Source organism: Paenibacillus contaminans, from assembly GCF_003285015.1.
In the GTDB taxonomy this organism is placed as follows: domain Bacteria; phylum Bacillota; class Bacilli; order Paenibacillales; family NBRC-103111; genus Paenibacillus_V; species Paenibacillus_V contaminans.
Genome location: NZ_QMFB01000002.1, coordinates 320,422 through 338,433 on the forward strand (window position 1 = coordinate 320,422; position 18,012 = coordinate 338,433).

At 53.0% G+C, this 18,012-nt stretch carries 15 protein-coding genes, 1 pseudogene and 1 riboswitch; of the genes and pseudogenes, 4 read left to right on the top strand and 12 right to left on the bottom strand.

Annotated elements, in window-relative coordinates:
- Positions 1-61 precede the first annotated feature (61 nt).
- The 4 genes from DQG23_RS05620 to DQG23_RS05635 form a co-directional block, all read right to left on the bottom strand.
- Positions 62-892, bottom strand: a complete 831-nt coding sequence (locus DQG23_RS05620) for a carbohydrate ABC transporter permease (protein WP_113029826.1) — start codon at positions 890-892, stop codon at positions 62-64.
- A complete protein-coding gene (locus DQG23_RS05625; protein ID WP_113029827.1) occupies positions 885-1,763 on the bottom strand; it encodes a carbohydrate ABC transporter permease in 879 nt (292 codons plus the stop codon). Before DQG23_RS05625 ends, DQG23_RS05620 begins: the two co-directional genes overlap by 8 nt.
- A 182-nt stretch (positions 1,764-1,945) precedes the next feature.
- Entirely contained in the window at positions 1,946-3,283 is a 1,338-nt protein-coding gene (locus tag DQG23_RS05630) for an ABC transporter substrate-binding protein (protein WP_113029828.1), read from the bottom strand.
- A gap of 201 nt (positions 3,284-3,484) precedes the next feature.
- Positions 3,485-4,771, bottom strand: a complete 1,287-nt coding sequence (locus tag DQG23_RS05635; protein WP_113029829.1) for a Gfo/Idh/MocA family oxidoreductase — start codon at positions 4,769-4,771, stop codon at positions 3,485-3,487.
- 266 nt (positions 4,772-5,037) lie between these two features.
- Here DQG23_RS05635 and DQG23_RS05640 point away from each other — a divergent pair, with 266 nt between their 5' ends.
- Positions 5,038-5,868: a helix-turn-helix transcriptional regulator gene (locus tag DQG23_RS05640; RefSeq protein ID WP_238177763.1), complete on the top strand. Its 831-nt coding sequence runs from the start codon at positions 5,038-5,040 to the stop codon at positions 5,866-5,868.
- Between the two features lie 290 nt (positions 5,869-6,158).
- Here DQG23_RS05640 and DQG23_RS05650 read toward each other — a convergent pair whose 3' ends face one another.
- Positions 6,159-6,998, bottom strand: a complete 840-nt coding sequence (locus DQG23_RS05650; RefSeq protein WP_113029831.1) for a phytanoyl-CoA dioxygenase family protein — start codon at positions 6,996-6,998, stop codon at positions 6,159-6,161.
- A gap of 767 nt (positions 6,999-7,765) precedes the next feature.
- Here DQG23_RS05650 and DQG23_RS05655 point away from each other — a divergent pair.
- The 3 genes and pseudogenes from DQG23_RS05655 (at position 7,766) to arsA (ending at position 10,515) form a co-directional block, all read left to right on the top strand.
- Positions 7,766-8,215: a MarR family winged helix-turn-helix transcriptional regulator gene (locus tag DQG23_RS05655; protein WP_113029832.1), complete on the top strand. Its 450-nt coding sequence runs from the start codon at positions 7,766-7,768 to the stop codon at positions 8,213-8,215.
- Positions 8,216-8,416: 201 nt separating this feature from the next.
- Positions 8,417-8,725: pseudogene (locus tag DQG23_RS43700) on the top strand (arsenic metallochaperone ArsD family protein); the annotation flags it as partial.
- Between the two features lie 11 nt (positions 8,726-8,736).
- On the top strand, positions 8,737-10,515 hold the full coding sequence (arsA, locus tag DQG23_RS05665; RefSeq protein WP_113029834.1) for an arsenical pump-driving ATPase: 1,779 nt from the start codon (positions 8,737-8,739) through the stop codon (positions 10,513-10,515).
- A 168-nt stretch (positions 10,516-10,683) separates the two neighbouring features.
- Here the strand turns inward: arsA and DQG23_RS05670 are convergent, their stop codons facing one another.
- The 7 genes from DQG23_RS05670 to DQG23_RS05700 form a co-directional block, all read right to left on the bottom strand.
- Positions 10,684-11,685: a LacI family DNA-binding transcriptional regulator gene (locus DQG23_RS05670; protein WP_113029835.1), complete on the bottom strand. Its 1,002-nt coding sequence runs from the start codon at positions 11,683-11,685 to the stop codon at positions 10,684-10,686.
- A gap of 88 nt (positions 11,686-11,773) precedes the next feature.
- Complete coding sequence (locus DQG23_RS05675; RefSeq protein WP_113029836.1) at positions 11,774-12,529, bottom strand: class I SAM-dependent methyltransferase; 756 nt, start codon at positions 12,527-12,529, stop codon at positions 11,774-11,776.
- 34 nt (positions 12,530-12,563) lie between these two features.
- Positions 12,564-12,938: a VOC family protein gene (locus DQG23_RS05680; protein ID WP_113029837.1), complete on the bottom strand. Its 375-nt coding sequence runs from the start codon at positions 12,936-12,938 to the stop codon at positions 12,564-12,566.
- Positions 12,939-13,004: 66 nt separating this feature from the next.
- Positions 13,005-13,946, bottom strand: a complete 942-nt coding sequence (locus DQG23_RS05685; protein WP_113029838.1) for a coiled-coil domain-containing protein — start codon at positions 13,944-13,946, stop codon at positions 13,005-13,007.
- 350 nt (positions 13,947-14,296) lie between these two features.
- On the bottom strand, positions 14,297-15,511 hold the full coding sequence (locus DQG23_RS05690; RefSeq protein WP_113030028.1) for a cation:proton antiporter: 1,215 nt from the start codon (positions 15,509-15,511) through the stop codon (positions 14,297-14,299).
- Between the two features lie 40 nt (positions 15,512-15,551).
- Positions 15,552-16,214 (bottom strand): potassium channel family protein, encoded by a 663-nt coding sequence (locus tag DQG23_RS05695; RefSeq protein ID WP_113029839.1) that lies wholly within the window; start codon positions 16,212-16,214, stop codon positions 15,552-15,554.
- Positions 16,215-16,226: 12 nt separating this feature from the next.
- On the bottom strand, positions 16,227-17,582 hold the full coding sequence (locus DQG23_RS05700) for a TrkH family potassium uptake protein (protein WP_420330203.1): 1,356 nt from the start codon (positions 17,580-17,582) through the stop codon (positions 16,227-16,229).
- A gap of 119 nt (positions 17,583-17,701) precedes the next feature.
- Positions 17,702-17,921: riboswitch (cyclic di-AMP (ydaO/yuaA leader) on the bottom strand.
- Positions 17,922-18,012 lie beyond the last annotated feature (91 nt).

Here is an 18,012-nt window from a genome sequence, read left to right on the forward strand (position 1 = left end):
CAACCAGCGCAGCCTATAGCGACCTCCTCCAGCAAACGAGACTATTCATCGTTTCCCTGCATCACCCCTTCAGCCCGGTCGAGGCAATGCCTTGAACGAAATATTTTTGCGCGAACAAGAAGACGAGAAGCACGGGTGCAATCGTTATGACAGCCCCGGCCATGACGAGCGTCATCCGGTTCTCCACTTCGTTCTTGAGAAACAGAAGCCCCAGCGGCAGCGTATACAAATCTTTATTCTGCAAATAAATGAGCGGCTCCAGCGTATTGTTCCAGGCGCTGATGAACGTGAACACCGCGAGCGCGGACAAGGCCGGCTTCGCCAGCGGCAAATAGATCAACTGAAAAATTTTCCAAGGATTCGCCCCGTCCACCCAAGCGGCGTCGTACAGCTCGCGCGGCAGCGTCTTGTAAAACTGGTGCAGAAGGAAAATGCCGAACGCCCCGCCGAGAAAGCTGCGTAAAATAAGCGGATAATACGTGTCTAGCGCGCCGACCGATTTCCAGATGAAATACGTCGGAATCATCGTAATTTGCGAAGGAAGCATCATCGTGCCGAGCATCGCCAGAAAGATCAGATTGCGGCTTCGGAATTCGAAAAAGGCGAGCCCGTAAGCGACAAGCGCGCAGGAGGCGACCATGCCGAGCAGCTCCAGCACCGTGACGAACAGACTGTTCAGCGTATACCTCAGAAAGTTGACCTCTACCCATACCTTCTTGTAATTGCCCCATTCGACAGGGTCGGGGAGCAGCTTGGGCGGCAGCGACAGCTCGGCGCCGGCCGTCATGAGCGAGGTCGACAGCATCCAGAAAAACGGCACGAGCATAAGAACGGCTCCCGCGCCGAGAATGGCGTATACGGCCCACTGCAGCGACGGCTTTGTTCTACTCATAGTGGACCCACCTTTTCTCCAGCTTCTTTTGCATAAGCGTTATGACCAGAATAATCAGGAACAAGCCCCATGCCATCGCGGACGCGCTGCCCATTTTGAAATTCATGAACGCATCCCGGTAAATCAAAATGTTCGGCACCATGTTGCGGTCGGCAACGGCCGTAATATCTCCGAGCATGACGAGGAATACGTCGAACGCATGAAACGCCGCAATCGTCGACAAAATCATGACCATATACACCATCGGCGATACGATCGGAACGGTGATTCTGGCGAACAGCGTCCAGCCCGAAGCGCCGTCCATCCGCGCGGCCTCGACCATTTCCTTGGAAATGTTCTGCATCCCAGCCAGAATGAGCACCATGGAGTATCCCGCACCCTTCCACACGTTCACAAGCGCGATCGAGCCGATGACTAGCCACCATTTGCCGCTGCGCACCCAATCGATCCGGTCGATGCGGAAGCTTTCGAGAATCCAGTTGAGAATGCCGTATTCATAGTGGTAAATCCACAGCCATATCATCCCTCCTGCGACCCACGGCGTAATGACGGGCAGGAAATAAACCATCCGAAACAAGGATTTCCCCTTGATCTGCCGGTTCAGCAAATAGGCGAGAATAAGCGCGGCGCCCGTCTGCAGCGGCACGAACAGCAGCGAGAAATATCCGACGTTGCGCAGCGACAACCAGAACGCTTTATTGCTGCCGATTTGGGTCCAATTCCGGAGACCGACCCAGTCGGGGGCGTTGAACAGATCCCATTTCGTAAACGTCAAATAAAGCGAAAATACGAACGGGAACAAGTAAAAAATGACCAGCTGCAGGACAAATGGCAGCGTGAAGCAAAATCCCCACCAGCCTTGCTTTCGCATCGAAACCCCTCGTTTCGTTCATTAAAGCTCGACCCGCCGAAGCCGGTTCCGCCGCCCCTCCGGACGTCATTGTCCGCCCGGAGTTCTCAACGCGTGCTTCTCCCGGCGCGCATTGCAGCGCTGCATGGCGGCGGTCATCCCAATTGTCGGCGTTTTTGTACGGCAGCTTTTATGCCGGGCCGTTATTTGTTTTCGTCCAAAATCGCTTGCACCTTCTGCTGAATTTCTTTGGCCCCGTCCTCCGGCGTTCGCTTGCCGTCCATAATGTCGTCGAGAATCGGATTCGCCGCCGCGCGCCATTCGTTCCAGGTCGGATTTTCGTCAAGCGTGGAGCCCGCTTCCTCGATCCCTTTCGTGTATGCCTTCTTGTTTAGCGGCTTGGTCGTCATTTTGTCCAGCGCCTCAAGCGCGGTTTTCTTGACCGGCATGCTGGCGCCGCTTTCGGATAGGAACGTCTGGGCTTCGTCGCTCAAGTAATATTGGAGGAACGTCCAAGCCGCTTCCTTCGCTTCCGGCTTCGCCTTGGAATAAACGACCCACTGGTTGACGACCATCGGCACAAACCGCTTGCCGTTCATGCCGATCGGCATTTTGACCGTATCCCAGTCCAGATCCGGCTTGTTTTTGTTAAGCGCGACTTGGCTCGAATACTGGAAGAACAGCATCGCCGCTTTGCCGTTCTCGAACAGCTTCCCGGTCGCCGCCATTTCGCGGGTCGGGCTTATTTTCAGCTTATTGATCGTATCCGCCCAGCCCGTCAGCCCTTGGATCGATTTCGGATCGGTGAAAGCCGCTTTCGTCAACGAGGAATCGAGCGCCGAGCCGCCAAAAGCCTTCATCCACGGAAGCCAGCCAAGCGTAATGTTATTCCCCGCCTGGAAGCCGTAAATATCCGTTTTGCCGTCGCCGTCCGTATCCTTGGTCAGCTTTTTTGCCGTATCGATCAGATCCTGGAACGTCCAGTCGTCGGTCGGAAAAGGCACGTTGTTATCCTGAAATATTTTCTTGTTGTAGGCGAGCGCCCCGGCGTTGATGCCGTGCGGAATGCCGTATATTTTGCCGTCGGGCGTCTTCGCGGAGAGCAGTGCGCTTACGTAATCGTCGGTTTTCAAATCCCGCTTGATGTACGGCTCGAGATTTTCCGCGACGCCCCGATTTCCGTAGCCGAGGATGACGGCATTTTCCTGAAGCCAAATGTCGGGCGGGTTGTTGCCGGCGATCCGGGTTACGATCTTTTTCGTAAAATCTCCCCAAGGCGCTTCGTCGATTTCCAGCTTGATATGCGGATATTTCGTTTGAAAGCCGTCGATAATTTTTTTGCTCGTAATGTCGTAGCTGCCGGGCAGCCCGATTTTGAGCGTTACGTCCTTCGGCGGCGTTTGCGTGGCCTGGGGGCTCTGTGAGGTCTGCGGGCTCGAGCTGCCGCCGGCGGCCGGATTTTTCTCCGTATTCCCCGTTGCGCACGCCGTTGCCGTAAGCGCTGCCAAAATCGGTAAAGCTGCAGCCTTCCAATATTTCATCGTTATGGCCTCCCTTTCGTTTATCAATAATCGAATAACGTTAAGCTGCCTCAGCAGTTAACTGAGTTGCTGCAGTAGGGGTCGTGTCTTGCAAGATGCGGAGTTGGTGTGGTGCTGATGCCGCGTTTTTACCGTTAATGAGGGCACCTCTTTCCGCCCGCGTTCCAATAACACCCGGCTTAACCGCCTGAGCGGTACGGATCAGAGCTTTACGAGCTCGTCGATCCGTACCGGCCTGCCCGACCGGAGCGATACGTTGCCTGCGATGCCGGTCAAAATCGAGACGGCGCCGTCGATATGCGATGCCGCACGGTTGAACCGATCCTGCTCCGGCACGCCGAACAGGTCGTTCAGCAAAATGGGATCCCCGCCGCCGTGACCGCCTGCCCGCTCCTCGATCGGAACGTCGTACGCATGCCCGAACATCGGGTAAACCGTCAGTTGCTTGTAGGAAGTCGCTCCTTCGTCCTCCTTTTTTCCTCCGGCATTCACATAGGCGCGCTCCACCACCTTCAGTTCGATTCGGCCTTTGCTGCCGTTGAAGGCAACGTTAAATCCTTCCCACGGCATATAGGCGTTCAGGGAATACGTCAAAACCGTTTTATCCTCATACCGGACCATGACCCCGAGCGTATCTTCTATGCTGATTCCATCGCCGAACACGCTTTGATCGCGCTGGTAGCCGTCCTCCTTCTCCGCATCGAGGTACAGCGCTTTCAGGTGCCCGTTCGTCTCCATATGTAGCGCGAACGGATCGTTTTTCGCCGCCTCGCTGCCATGCGCCCGCTGATAAAAATTCGTTACGCCCCTACGCTCCGCGTTCTCCCTGCCGTAAAATCTCAGACCTCCCATCCCGAAAACCGTTTCCGGCTTCGTCCCGAGCCAAAAATTGACGAGGTCGAAATGATGCGTCGCCTTATGCACAAGCAAGCCTCCGCTGTTGCGCTTGTCGCGATGCCACCTTCGGAAATAGTCGGCTCCGTGCAGCGTATCCAGCAGCCATTCGAAATGTACGGCATTCACCTCCCCGATCGTGCCGTCCATAATCAGCTCGCGAATTTTTGTATTGTGCGGGGCGTAACGGTAGTTGAAGGTGACCCGCAGCTTGCGGCCGGTCCGGTTGACGGCATCGATAATTTGCTTGCACTTCTCTTCGTCGACCGTCATCGGCTTCTCGCTGATGACGTCGCAGCCGAGCTCCATCGCCCTGATGATATACGTATGGTGCGTCCGGTCGATCGACGTAACGATCACCGTATCCGGCTTTTCCCGCTCGATCATCGCGTCGAACTCGTCAGCCGGATAAGCCGCAATAGGCGGATGCTCGTATTTGGTCTGAAGCAGGCGATTCGCATACTCCATCCGGACCCGATTGATATCGCAAAACGCGACGAGCTCGCTTTGATCCCGGAAAGCGCTTGCCAAAGCGCCGTAAAAAAATTCGGCGCGGCCGCCTGTTCCGACGAGAGCGTATTTTTTTCGTTTCATGGCTTGCGCTCCTTTGCTTCGTTTCCTATTTTGAAAGCTGCCTTCTTCGGATCATTCGTTCTCCCGGCGAACTTGAGGCCTTTCGCAAGTCCTACATCGCCGTGCAGCTTTTTCCTTGATACGCTTACATTTTACATGCAACATATCGTTTGATTCTGCCGATTTATTGCATATTTGACGGATTTCTTCGCATTTCTTGCTCACTTATGAAGAGCGGCATGGTAAAGTAATGGTAACGAACGGCAGGGACGAAGGGGGAGCGCGTGTTGAAGGAGCCTTTTTTCATCCATCATTTCAAACGGACCAGTCACTATACGATGGCGACCAATCATTTTCACGACCAGTATGAAATTTACTATTTGTTGGAGGGCGAGCGGTACTATTTCATTAAAGATTGCCCTTACCGCATCGGCAAAGGCGACATCGTCTTCATCGATAAATACGAGCTGCATAAAACCGGCGACGCCGGCCTCCCCGGGCATGAGCGGATTTTGATCAATTTCGACGACCGCTTTCTGGACTGCTCGCATTTGCCGATGCTGTCCGGCCCGTTTCAAGCGAAGCTGCGCCGCCTCACGCTTACCGAAGGGCATCGCGAACGAATGGAAGCGCTGCTGTACGACATGCTTCAGGAAGCGAATGCCGGCCAGCCGGGCAGCGGCTTATTGCTGCAGGCGCAGCTGTCTAGGCTGCTCGTGATTTGCGCGCGTCTCATGCAGAACGAAGACGCCGGCGCCTTCGAATACGAGAGCCCGTCCCATCAGAAGATGGCCGAGGTCGTGGCGTATCTGAACACGGTGTTCGCCGAGCCGGTTTCGCTGGAAAGCGTCGCCAAGGCGCATTTTGTCAGCCCTTCTTATTTAAGCAGGACATTCAAAAAGGTAACCGGCTTTTCTTTCGTCGAATACGTAAACACTGTGAGAATCAAGGAAGCGCAGCGATTGCTTCGCGAGACGGGATGGAAGGTGACGCGCATCGCCGAACAGGTCGGGTTCGAAAATATCGGCCATTTCGGCCGCGTGTTCAAGGCAATCAGCCGCACGCATCCGCTTGACTACCGGCGGGCCCATGCGGCCGTCGAAAAGGCCGGGAAATGACGCAAATACAAAGGCGTGCGTTGCAATGGAAATGCGATGGGGTCATGCTACAGAGCAGCTTAGAAGCAAGGGAGGAGCCGATTTTCATAGGAATAAACGGCATCGAGGAAAACGGCTTTGCAGGCATAAGCTTGGGACGAGCGTTTATCGCGTCATTTTTTTGGCCAAAAGAAAAACCGCCCCCAATGTAAGGACGGTTACTTGGACTATCGTATCGCTTTACCGCTAATCACTTTCTTTTGTCTAAAATCTCCCTAACCATTCTTTGATGTATTCGGGATCAGTTAGTACTACGTTCGGTAGACGCTATCAGACGTTTCGCCGCGCCAAAACCGCTTTAGCGGAACCATGTCCGGCTCAGGTACGTAATATTTGAAGCAGTTTGTGCTAATATCGCCGAGCAGCTGGCGCCGGATCGGGTCCGCCCCTTCCAATAGTGCCGGGGAAGCGGCATGATAATCGATCGGACGCATCCAAATCGGACTGTAGCCGATGAACAATTGGCGCCTTTCAAACCCGGGTGAACGGTTCGGCGAACCGGCATGCCACAGATTTTGCGGAAAAATGAAAACGTCCCCCGGCTTGCCGCAAATCTGCAGCTCGCCTTCCAGCGGCACATTAACGTCGGTTTGGACAGGCTTGAAATCCGGCAAAAGGTGGCTGCCGGGAATTATTTTCGTATTGCCGCGGTTCGGCTCGGACATATCGCTCAAGATGTAGCAGATTTTAATATAATACGCGGCGGTAAGACCGCCGATCTTCGGAAACTGGGGATTCGGCCCGTCCTGATGCCAGTCGATAAAGCTGTTCGTCTTCGTTTGGACGCCGTCCGGATTCGGCTTGCGCACGGTCAGATGGGAAATATGCAGCTGGATATTGTATCCAAGCAGATTGACCATGAGCGGCAATAGCTGCGGATGATCGATCAGCGATAAAATGGAGCTGTCCCTTTCCACGCTGTTGTAAATGTTGTATGCAAGCGCCTCCGGCTCCTCGCCTACGATCCGGTCGATTGCGCCGTTCAGCTCCTGTACGTGCGCCTCCGAAAGCATGTTTCTAAGCAGCAAATAGCCGTCCTGCCGAAATTGTTGCACAAGCGATGGAATGTCAAGCTGCAAGTTGTTAGCCATTTGAATCCCTCCATAATTTACTCGAGTAAATTTTAAAGAATAGTGCAGGGGATGGAACGGACTCCCTCCTCATTTATTGATTTTACACGAGTAAATAATTCCTTTCAATAATTATTTCCCTTACTTACTATTGATACTACGCCTCTATTACTAGTACCCCATCAAGATTGATAACCTGGTTACGAAAGCAAAAACACGGAACTCGTAATGGTTATACACAAACCGTGCGATTAGTGGAGAAAACCTTATTGTTCATGAGGCTGGCCTCACTATTCTACTGGAAAACGCTCCTTTTCGCCAAATAGTGAGGCAAACGTAACTACAAGTTCGACGGCGGCGTTCCATCCGCAAACTCCCATAATATCGTCATAACAGATACGTTATTATAGGTAAAAGTCTTCCCGCCGTTCAACAATCTGGAGAGTTGAGCCGTTGCGATCGTGAGGCTAAGAGCTGCGCCTCCTCCGTACGTGTAATTGTCGATCACCGTTATTTGGTTGCCAACCGGACCATGCAGTCATGACTATTCCCCCCTTCAAAAACCATTTCCTGAAACACAACCAAAAACTACCTTGTCATTTAAACATACGGCTTCACGAATTCATATCCCTCGTTTCGACATTTTCACAGAAAAAGAGTCTACCTCTTTTATGACAAACTTCTACCTCTTTTTTCATTTAATAGCCCAAAACAATTCCAATCTCGGCAAAATAATATTTGCAATTTGCAAATAAATATTGTATAAATATTTCATGAGGTGAGGCACCGTGGAAAATGTACGTGAAATAATTCAAATCATGACTCGTCGCTTTGGCTTTCTGAATAAAAATTGCTGCTCTGCCGGCGGCTGCGACATCTCCTTAATTCAAAGCCATATTCTTTACGAAATTGATCGCCGGCATAAGCCTTCCATACAACAAGTGGCAGAGGCATTAGGGACGGATATAACCACGTTCAGCCGGCAAGTTCAATCGTTAATCAAGATGAAATTAGTGAAAAAAACGCCCGATCCCGGCGACAGGAGAGTGCAGCTGCTTTCCCTGACAACGGAAGGAAAAGATGTTGCCGTTTCGATTGACCGGCAAATGAACGACTATTTAAATGAAATCTTCTCGCATATGAACGATTTCGATAAGGACACCGTCCTTCGCTCGATCAAGCTATTGAATGAGGCGATGGCGAAATCGGGTACGTGCTGCTCACCCCCAAGCGGGTGAACTTTTTTCGAATTTACTTGCAATTTGCAAATAAATGATTACGGGAGGTGAGGCCTGACGTTTATTTTTCAAAAGCATTAGACAATTGCGCTGTAGGACAAGAAAATTATCCAAAATACTTGCATTTTGCAAATACCTTACCATTCAGGAGGTTTAATCAATGAAAAAAATTGAAATCTTTGAAGCGGCGCTTGTTGCTCGACCGGTGTGACGAATCCCGAAGAAAAACGAAATTCGATTCGATTTGCGGTTGCGATTGCCAAATTGGCCGCACATGGGTTTGACGTATATCGATACAACCTATTAAGCGACACCTCCTATTTCGAGAAAAACCCGGTCGTAAATGACCTGCTTTCCCGCGATCCCGGCTGTTTGCCGATTACCTTGATCAATGGAGCAGCCGCCCAAATGCACCGATTGCCCTCGAATGAAGAACTTGCTGCATGGGCCGAGGTTGACCTGGGTCAACTTGAAGGAAAACAAGAAATTCGCTTGGAAAACCAAAAATAGGAGTGATGAACATGCTGAATATCCCCCTCTTTGATGTTAACCATATCCCTGAAACACAATTCCTCTTTTTTACCGGTAAAGGAGGCGTCGGGAAAACCTCGACGGCTTGCGCAGCGGCCATTACACTGGCCGATCTGGGAAATAAGGTCCTGCTTGTCAGTACAGATCCGGCCTCTAACTTGCAGGATGTATTCCAAACCGAGTTGGACATGAACGTTAAGCCAATTCCCGAAGTGCCGCGTCTTTTTGTGACCAATCTAGACCCGGAAGAGGCGGCCGCCCGTTATCGGGAGGATGTTGTGGGGCCGTATCGGGGGAAGCTGCCGAACGTAGTCGTCAATCAAATCGAAGAGCAGCTTTCCGGTTCCTGCACGATTGAAATTGCGTCTTTCAATGCGTTTTCCCGCCTGCTGACGGATAAGGAGCTGATCCGTTCGTTCGATCACATCGTTTTTGATACCGCTCCGACCGGGCATACGTTGCGTCTACTTCAATTGCCGAATGCTTGGAATGAATTTCTGCATAACAGTAAAGAAGGAACTACGAGCGGGGGTTTACTGGCCGGCTTGGATCAGAGGAAAGAGATTTATAAACAAACGGTCGAAGTATTGGGCGATCCTGCGTCTACTTCACTCGTGCTAGTGACGCGGCCGGATGAAGCGCCGTTGAAAGAAGCGGCCCGAGCCTCCCAAGAACTGGCGGAGATCGGTATTCAGAATCAAATGCTGATCGTAAACGGATACTTGCACAATCCCCTTTCCGGCGATACGACAGCGCAAGCATTCGCCAAAAGACAGCAGGCTGCGCTTGCCAAAAAACCGACCGTGCTGCAGGAGCTTCCCACTTTTGCCGTTGAGCTGGCCGCCTTTAATGTGACAGGGGTCGAAAACGTGCGACGGTTGCTTGTCCGTGATAAAGCGGTACCTCAAGCAGCCGGAGAGATCGCAAGCAAGAGCCACCCACAGATTGGAACCCTGCTCGATGATATTGAACGCAACGGACAACGTGTCATTTTTACGATGGGCAAAGGCGGCGTCGGGAAAACGACGGTAGCCAGCGCGATTGCCGTCGGCTTGGCGGAGCGCGGTCATAAGGTACATCTGACAACAACCGATCCGGCCGCGCACGTCGATCATGTTATGGGCGAGTCCATTCGAACGCTCATTTCGATGAGTAAGATAGATCCGAAAGCAGAAGTGATAAAATATCGGGAGGAAATGCTGACGAAAGCTCGAGAAACGATGGATGAACAAGACGTTGCATATGCCGAGGAGGAGCTGAATTCCCCGTGTACCGAAGAAATCGCCGTCTTTCGGGCATTCGCCGATCTTGTGGAACGTGCTAACGAGGAAATCGTCGTTATTGATACGGCCCCTTCGGGGCATACGCTGCTCTTGCTTGATGCGACGGAAGCGTATCACAAAGAGATTGCCCATTCTTCCGGCGAAGTTCCATTGTCGGTCAAAAATTTGCTGCCACGCCTGCGCAACCCAGCAGAAACCGCGATTATTATTGTCACGCTGGCGGAAACAACACCGGTCTATGAAGCGGAACGCCTCGTGCATGATTTACAGCGCGCCGGCATTACTCCAAAATGGTGGTTGATCAATCAAAGCATGGCGATGGCTGCAACAAAAGATCCGATTTTACATGTCCGTGCTCTTGGCGAGCTGCCTTGGATCGAACGTGTGCGTGAAATTTCCGGCGATCGATATGTCGTTATTCCTTGGCATGCAAACGAAATTACCGGGTATGCTCAGCTCAAACGACTCGTTTGGAATACGAAATAGGACCGAATAAGGTTAGCTCTTTTCATTAGCCCAGAGCGCTGCGGTAAGAAAGACGGCTCCCTTCAACCGAACGTTTCCAAACGCTCTTCCAAGCGTACAAGCCAACGTTTAACTTGCTCCGTCATACCGCAAAAAAGGCGCGCCTCGCGGCACGCCCTGACATATCGGTTACTTCCGCGCTTCGCCTGTCGATAACCGGACGATCAGCTCGCAGCCCATCGTATAATCGGCCGCTTTGCCGCCGCTTCCCGCTTCCTGCATGATCATATCGAAAGCTTTAAAACCGATTTCTCTGCGCGGATAATGAAGGGTCGTCAAACCCGGCGTCGTATGGGAGGCCATCAAAATATTTTCGCACGCCGCTACGGACAAATCCCGGGGCACCGATAAGCCGCTATCCTTGCAGGCCGACAGCATGCCGATTCCCATAAGGTCATTGGCTCCGACGATAGCGGTAAACGGGAGCTCTCGGGATTTTTGAAGCAGCTTCGTCATGTTGGCGTAAGCCATCTCCAGCTGCCCACCCCCGTGCAGCAAGTCATTTTGATGAAAGTCGAGTCCATGCGCCTCCATCGCTTTCAAAAAATGCACAAAACGGACGTGAAGATGATGCTCCAACGACGAATGCGCCATAAACCCGATCCGGGTATGCCCAAGACTCTTCAGATGCTCAATGAGCTTGAACATCGCTTCGCGCCAATCGATATCGATGCAACGAACGGAAGAATGCGCTTTGGCCGGAGTCGTAATCGAGTAGACCGGGATGCCTATTTTGCCGAAATAAACGAGCGTTTCCGGCTTCAGGCTCTGCCCCATCAGCAGGAGGCCGTCCGTACGTCCCATAAAGATCGTTCTTAATTTATCCTCTTCGGACGGGATATACGTTTGAAAAATAAGAGACTGGCCGGTTTGCCTGGCTCTTTCTTCAAGCCCGAGAGAAATGCCCGTTTCAAAAGGATTGCCGAGGCTGTTAAAAAGAACGCCGAATTGGCCCGTTTTTTTCGTTTTGAGGCTTCGCGCCGTTTGGTTCGGATTGTATCCCAGTTCTTCGATCGCCTGCAAAACTTTTTGCCGCGTCGTTTCCTTCACGTTATTTTTATTGTTCATTACGTAGGATACGACTGCTACGGATACTCCGGCGCGTTTCGCCACATCGTCTCTCGTTACCATCGGTTTTCTCCTTGCTTTCGACGTCAAGTCAACGATAGCGGTCGACCGCTTCCCTGTCAAGCCGGCTTCTCGTATACGTATGACGCTGTTAAACCTCGCCCCAAAACACTTGGGTCACATAGTCGAACGATATTTTCCCGTCCTGCTGGCAGCGGTCGAACAGCTTGCGCAGCTCGGCCATCATCGGCTCGTAGCTCGGATGTCCGGGTGCGGGACTGTAAGACGAGGACTGGAGCCTCCCTTGTAGTCCGTCGAAATCGAACAACTGGCCGTATGCAAAACGCGCCTCCTGCAGGCAACCTTCCTTGAAAAAGGATGCCAGCATGTCTTGCGTGATATTCGTATGATTCACATCCGCGTAATCGGTTCCGAACTGATGGAGCAACTGCTCGTATTCTTCCAGAAACGGCGTTCCTTGCGTCAATCGCGAGTTCCAGACCAGCGCAACCTTCCCGCCTTCCTTCAGAATACGACGGAATTCGGCCTGAGACGCAGAACGGTCAAACCAATGAAAAGCCTGCGCGCAGACGATAAAATCTACGGAATGCCCGGGTAATCCCGTCGCCTCGGCGGACCCTTCCACCGCCCGGTAATCGGGGGCTTCCCCCAGAACGCTTACCGCGGCTTCCCGCATCGCCTGATTCGGCTCGACCGCCGTTACCCGGCTTCCCCGCTCCAGCAGCAGCCTGGAGAAAATCCCCGTACCGGCGCCGATATCCGCAATCTCGCTGCCCGCTCCCAGACCGACGACTTCGTACAAATGATCGATCGCTTCCTTCGGATAACTGGGACGATACTTCACGTACGTATCGACCCGGTTGGAAAACCGTTCTTTACTGTCCATCCTGCGCCACTCTCCCATTCCTGATTATCTTTCGTTAGATCCATTCCAGAAATTCCAAACGGTTGCCGAACGGATCGTTCACATAAAATCGGCTGACGCCTTCTTCCTTGCGCACATCGTCGTCGATAAGAGTGACGTTCCTTGCGATCAAGTACTCTCGCAGCTCACCGATATGATGCACCTGAAACGCGGGATGAGCCTTTGTCGCAGGCATAAAATCGTTCTGCACGCCGATATGCACTTGATGAGCGCCGCATTGAAACCATACGCCTCCCCGTTTCTTGAGCGCTTCAGGCTTCGGAATTTCCGTCCAGCCGAGCAAATCTGCGAAGAACTTCCTCGCTTCCTGCTCGCACCCTTCCGGAGCAGCCAGCTGAACATGGTCGATCCCGGCAAAGCTGTATGACACGATAACCGCCTCCTCAAGTTTCATTTAATGAAACCGAGTTTCATGAATTACAATTCTATATTACCATCAAATATCGATCTGTTCAATCCTCATGCTTCGTTCCCGCTTCAAGCCTTCCAGCCTCGTTTGCGCAGCCGAATACTCCGATTGCAGCTGATTAACGAGCGTGCGCACCTGCTGCAGCGCCCCCAGCACCTGCTCCTGCGAACGCTGAATCCGGCCCTGAACGACCCAATCCGTAATCAGATCGTCGAACCAATAATCGGCCGTCTTCAGCAGCCCGCTTATCTCGATCCGAATATCGACGCTGCGCTTTAAATCTTCCAGCTCGTCGCGGAAGCTCATCATTAAGCGATTGGCATTATGAATGGACTGCTTAGCATCGTCGACATGGTTGTGTTTAATGTGCGTGCTGACGGCGCCGCCGCCCAGCATGTCCCACTTCCCCCAATTTTCCGCTTTATCCAAGCTCTCGGATGCGGCGTTCAGCGAGGCAACCACCCGTTTTCCCGCCGTATGGGCTTCGTCCAATTCTTTTACGAGAAAGGATTGATCCGCGATTTTATCGTCGAGCTCCGCCAGCTCCTCCGAGTACGTCGGGGTGTCGCGCAAAATAGACTCCTTCTCGGCAAGCAGACGATCGTATTCGCGATCGGCGTTGCTGAAATTCCCCAGATCGTCGCCTGTCTTCCTTATATCGTCTTCCAAGCCGGCAAGCAGCTGCCTCGCCTCCTGCAGTTTGAGCGCGGCTGCGAGCGCTTGCTGGCGCTCCATTTCGAGCTGCTCCTCCTTGCTCCTCAGAATGGTGTGGAACAGGTTCGCAAGCGACAACCGCGTCAGCTTGTCGACATCCTCCTGCTCTTCCTGGAGCCGTATCTCCAGCTTCGTCACGAGCCGCTCCTGCTCCCGCCGTTTTTCCAGCAACTCCATGCGTTTCCGTTCCGCTTTCTGCAGACGATATTTCCGTTCCTTCGCTTCCGCCAGCCGGGCTTGCCATTCGTTCGACATGTAAGGAACCCTCCGTTTCTCCAGTTTGTTGGAAATTCTGCATTCGTGCTTGTTATTACGTCTCCGTCCGGAATAGGTTTCGCTTGATTAGGTTTCGCTTGATTCGGAAAACGGCAAAAAGCCGCCTCTGATTGCAGCAGGCAGCCTACGATCCGGCTCGGCCGATAAATAAAGCGGAAAGACGATCGGCGCCGAAACGGCCGAGACTTACATTCTCTCGCGCACGAACCGCCCTGCTGCCCGCACACTCGAGCTGTCTATGATTCCCTTGGTCCTCAGGCCGCATTTTCGCACCCGCTCGGACCTTTGTTACGCGCCGCTTTTCGCCCGCCCAAACGCCGCGGCCCGCACTACCCCGCCGCCTTCGTCTCCAGCCCGAGCTTGCGGGCCACCAGAGCGGTCGTGCTCGCCTGCACGAGTATGGTTAGGAGTACCGCCATGAAGGTCACGGACGCGATCACATCGGCATGCGGAATGCCGGTCCCGGCGATCATACCGGACAGGGCTGCGGGAATGACGCCTGTTTCACGCACCCAGAACATGAAGACGATTTCGTTCCGCGTCCATTTGGCTCTTCTGTCCGGCAGCGTGCAGGCCAGAACGGTCAGCGGCCTCGCAACAAGCATGAATATGGCAATGATGCCGAGACTCGGCCACAAATAGTGCCCGATGACCGCAAAGTTGACCTGGCTGCCCAGCAAAATGAAGATGAGCATCCGCATGATGACCGTTACGTTTTCCGAAAAATGTTCGATTTCATGCTGTTTATCCGCCATGCTCAGCTTGAACGTTCCGGCGTTGCCCCAAATCAGCCCGGCGGCGAACGTCGCCATAAAGCCGCTCACATGCAGGAGATCGCCGAGCAAGTAGGCGCCGAGCGCCGTAACGACCATCGCGATCGTCGTGTAGTCGCGGAGGATGCCGATATTGACATGCGCGACCAAATACGAAACCGCAAAGCCGAGAACGCACCCGACCGCAATACCGCCCAGCGCGGATTTCATGAAATCGAGTATGCCCGATACAAGCGTAATTTCCTTCGTGCCGAGCGCGATCGCCAGCAGCGACGCGGTCAGGATTGCGCCAGTCGCATCGTTGAAGGCCGATTCGCTTTCCACGGTTTCGCGCACCTTCTCGCGGATTTTCACCTGCTTGAATACCGGGATGAGCGTCACCGGATCCGTCGATGAAATGACGGCGCCCAGCAAAAACGAATAGGTCCAAGGCAGTCCCAGCAGCAGGTGCGACGCCGCAGCGACAGCCGCGCACGTAATGAGCACGCCGGGAACGCTGAGCAGCGAAACCGTCAGCCATACCTTCCGCAAGCCGCCGAGCCGGATATTTCGACCCCCGTCGAACAAAATAAGCGCGGAGCCGACCGTTAGAATGAGCTGATTCGTTAACGAGGTGCTTTTTTCGTTGATAAGATGAAGCCCTTGCCCGACCAGCATCCCCGCGAATAAAAAAAGAGCGACATCCGGCAAACGGAGCCGGCTCGCTATTTTTCCCGAGATCATTCCCAGCACGCATACGAGAATGAGCAGATACAAAATATGATGGATCATGACCGCGCTTTCGCTTTCCACCGCTCATTCCCCCTCTCCGTTAACCGGATACCGCTTGCTGAAAATCCTCAATTTGTTCGTTCGTGCCGATGACGACCATAATATCCCGTTCATCGACCGTGTCTTCCGCCGTAGGCGCGATGACGATGCCGCCCCGCTTGTTGATGGCGACGACGCTGCAGCCGTATTTTTTGCGCGTATCGAGCTGCTCCAGCGTCATTCCCGAAATACGCCCGGTTACCGACAGCTCCGCGATCGTATATTCCTTGGAAAGCTCGATATAGTCGAGCAAGTTGGGAGAAACGAGCTGATGCGCCACCCGTATGCCCATATCGCGCTCCGGATAGATGATGCGGTCCACGCCGATCTTGTGGAGCACTTTGCCGTGCAGCTCGGACAGCGCCTTCGCTACGACGTTTTTGACGCCGAGATCCTTCACCAGAATAGCCGCCATGATGCTTGCTTGAATATCGTCGCCTATCGCCACAACCGCGCAGTCGAAATTGCGGATGCCGAGCGATTTCAGCACTTCCTCGTCCGTCGCATCGGCCACTACCGTATGCGTAAGCACATTGCTCATCTCGTCGACGATCTCTTCGTTGCGGTCGATTCCCAGCACCTCAAAGCCGAGCTCGATCAATTCTTTGGCCACACTGGAGCCGAACCGGCCTAAACCGATGACAGCGTATTGACTTCCCTTCATTTCCCCTGCTCCTTATCCGATCGTGATTTTACCTTCCGGGTACCGGAATAGTTCTTTTTCTTTTTTTGGTCCGAGCGCATAGGCCAGCGTGATCGGCCCCAATCGCCCGACAAACATCATAAAAATGATCATGATCTTCCCGACTATCGTCAACTGCGTCGTCAGTCCCATCGTTAATCCTACCGTTCCGAACGCCGACGTGACCTCGAACAGAATCATCAGAAAGTGGTGATCCTCCGTCGTCGACAGCACCATTGCCACGAAAATGACGAGAAACAGCGCGATCATCGAAAGCGTAATCGCCTTGAAAATACGATCCTTCGCCAAACGGTTGCGGAAAAATACGATATCCTCCTTGCCCCTGATCATCGCGATCATCGCCCCGATCAGAATCGTAAACGTCGTCGTCTTGATCCCGCCGCCCGTCGATCCCGGGGACGCGCCGATAAACATCAGGATGATCATGAAAAATTGCGAAGCTTGGCGCATTGCCGCGATGTCGATCGTGTTCGCTCCGGCCGTTCTCGGCGTAACCGACTGGAACATGGAGCCCCAGAACTTGCCCCACCCGCTGAGCGGCTGCAGCGTAAGCGGATTGGAATATTCGAACAGGAAGAAAACGATCGCGCCGATGACGATAAGCAAGCTCGTTGTCGTCAATACGACCTTCGAGTGAAGCGTAAGTCTCCGGGTCCGTTTGAGATCGAGCAAATCCGAAATGACGATAAACCCGAGACCGCCTAAAATGATCAGCATCATGGCGACGATGTTGACGATCGGATCGTCGACGTAACCCGTTAAGCTTACAAACTTGACACCCGTATGTCCTCCGAACAGATCGAACCCGGCATTGTTGAAGAACGAGACGGCGTGCCACACTCCGAAATAAAGCGCTTTGCCCGGCGCCATATCGGCGGACCAACGGATTGCGAACAGGACGGCCGCAACCCCCTCGATCGTGAGCGCATAACGGATTACTTTGCGGATAAGCCTAACGATACCTTCCATGCTGCTTTGGTTTAGCGCTTCCTGCAAAATAAGCCTTTCCTTGAGCGATATCCGCTTCTTCAGCATGAATGCGAACAGCGTGGCCATCGTCATAAAGCCGAGACCGCCGACTTGAATGAGCACGATAATAACGAGCTGCCCGAAAATCGTATAATGGCTTCCGGTGTCCACGACTACAAGCCCCGTCACGCAGGTTGCGGAAGTCGCCGTAAACAAAGCGTCGATAAAGGGCGTCGCCATTCCGCTGGCAGACGCGAACGGCAAGGTTAGCAGGAACGCGCCGATCATAATGATTGCGGCAAAGCCCAACACCAATATTTGCGGCGGTGTGAGCTGTAGCGGACGAAACTTTTTTTTCATGCCCTTCATCCTTTCTTTTTCCTCCGCAAAAGATGAAGCTTGCTTCGGACGAACCGCCGGGTACCATTTTTAAACAACAAAAAAAGGCACTGGAAAACCAATGCCCTTAACGGTTAATGGTATCCTGGATGCGAAGCCTACGAGGTTAGCTGTCGGATTCGGGTGCACCAGTCACCCTATCTGCTCTTCACGGCCTGTCCCTAACTGCCTAAGTCGACTTCTGGAACGCGCTCATGAAAGCAAAATTCACCCCAAGCCAGAATTCCCGCAATATTGCGCATCTGGCTCTTTCTTACATGGTTCCCCCGTTTTCACAAAGAAATTCGGCTTGTTACGCTATTCGATTCAACGATTCCGATTATATCCTGCTTTACGAAGATGCACAAAGGCGGATTTGGAGGAAAACGGCGGATTTCCTTGAAAATTGAAC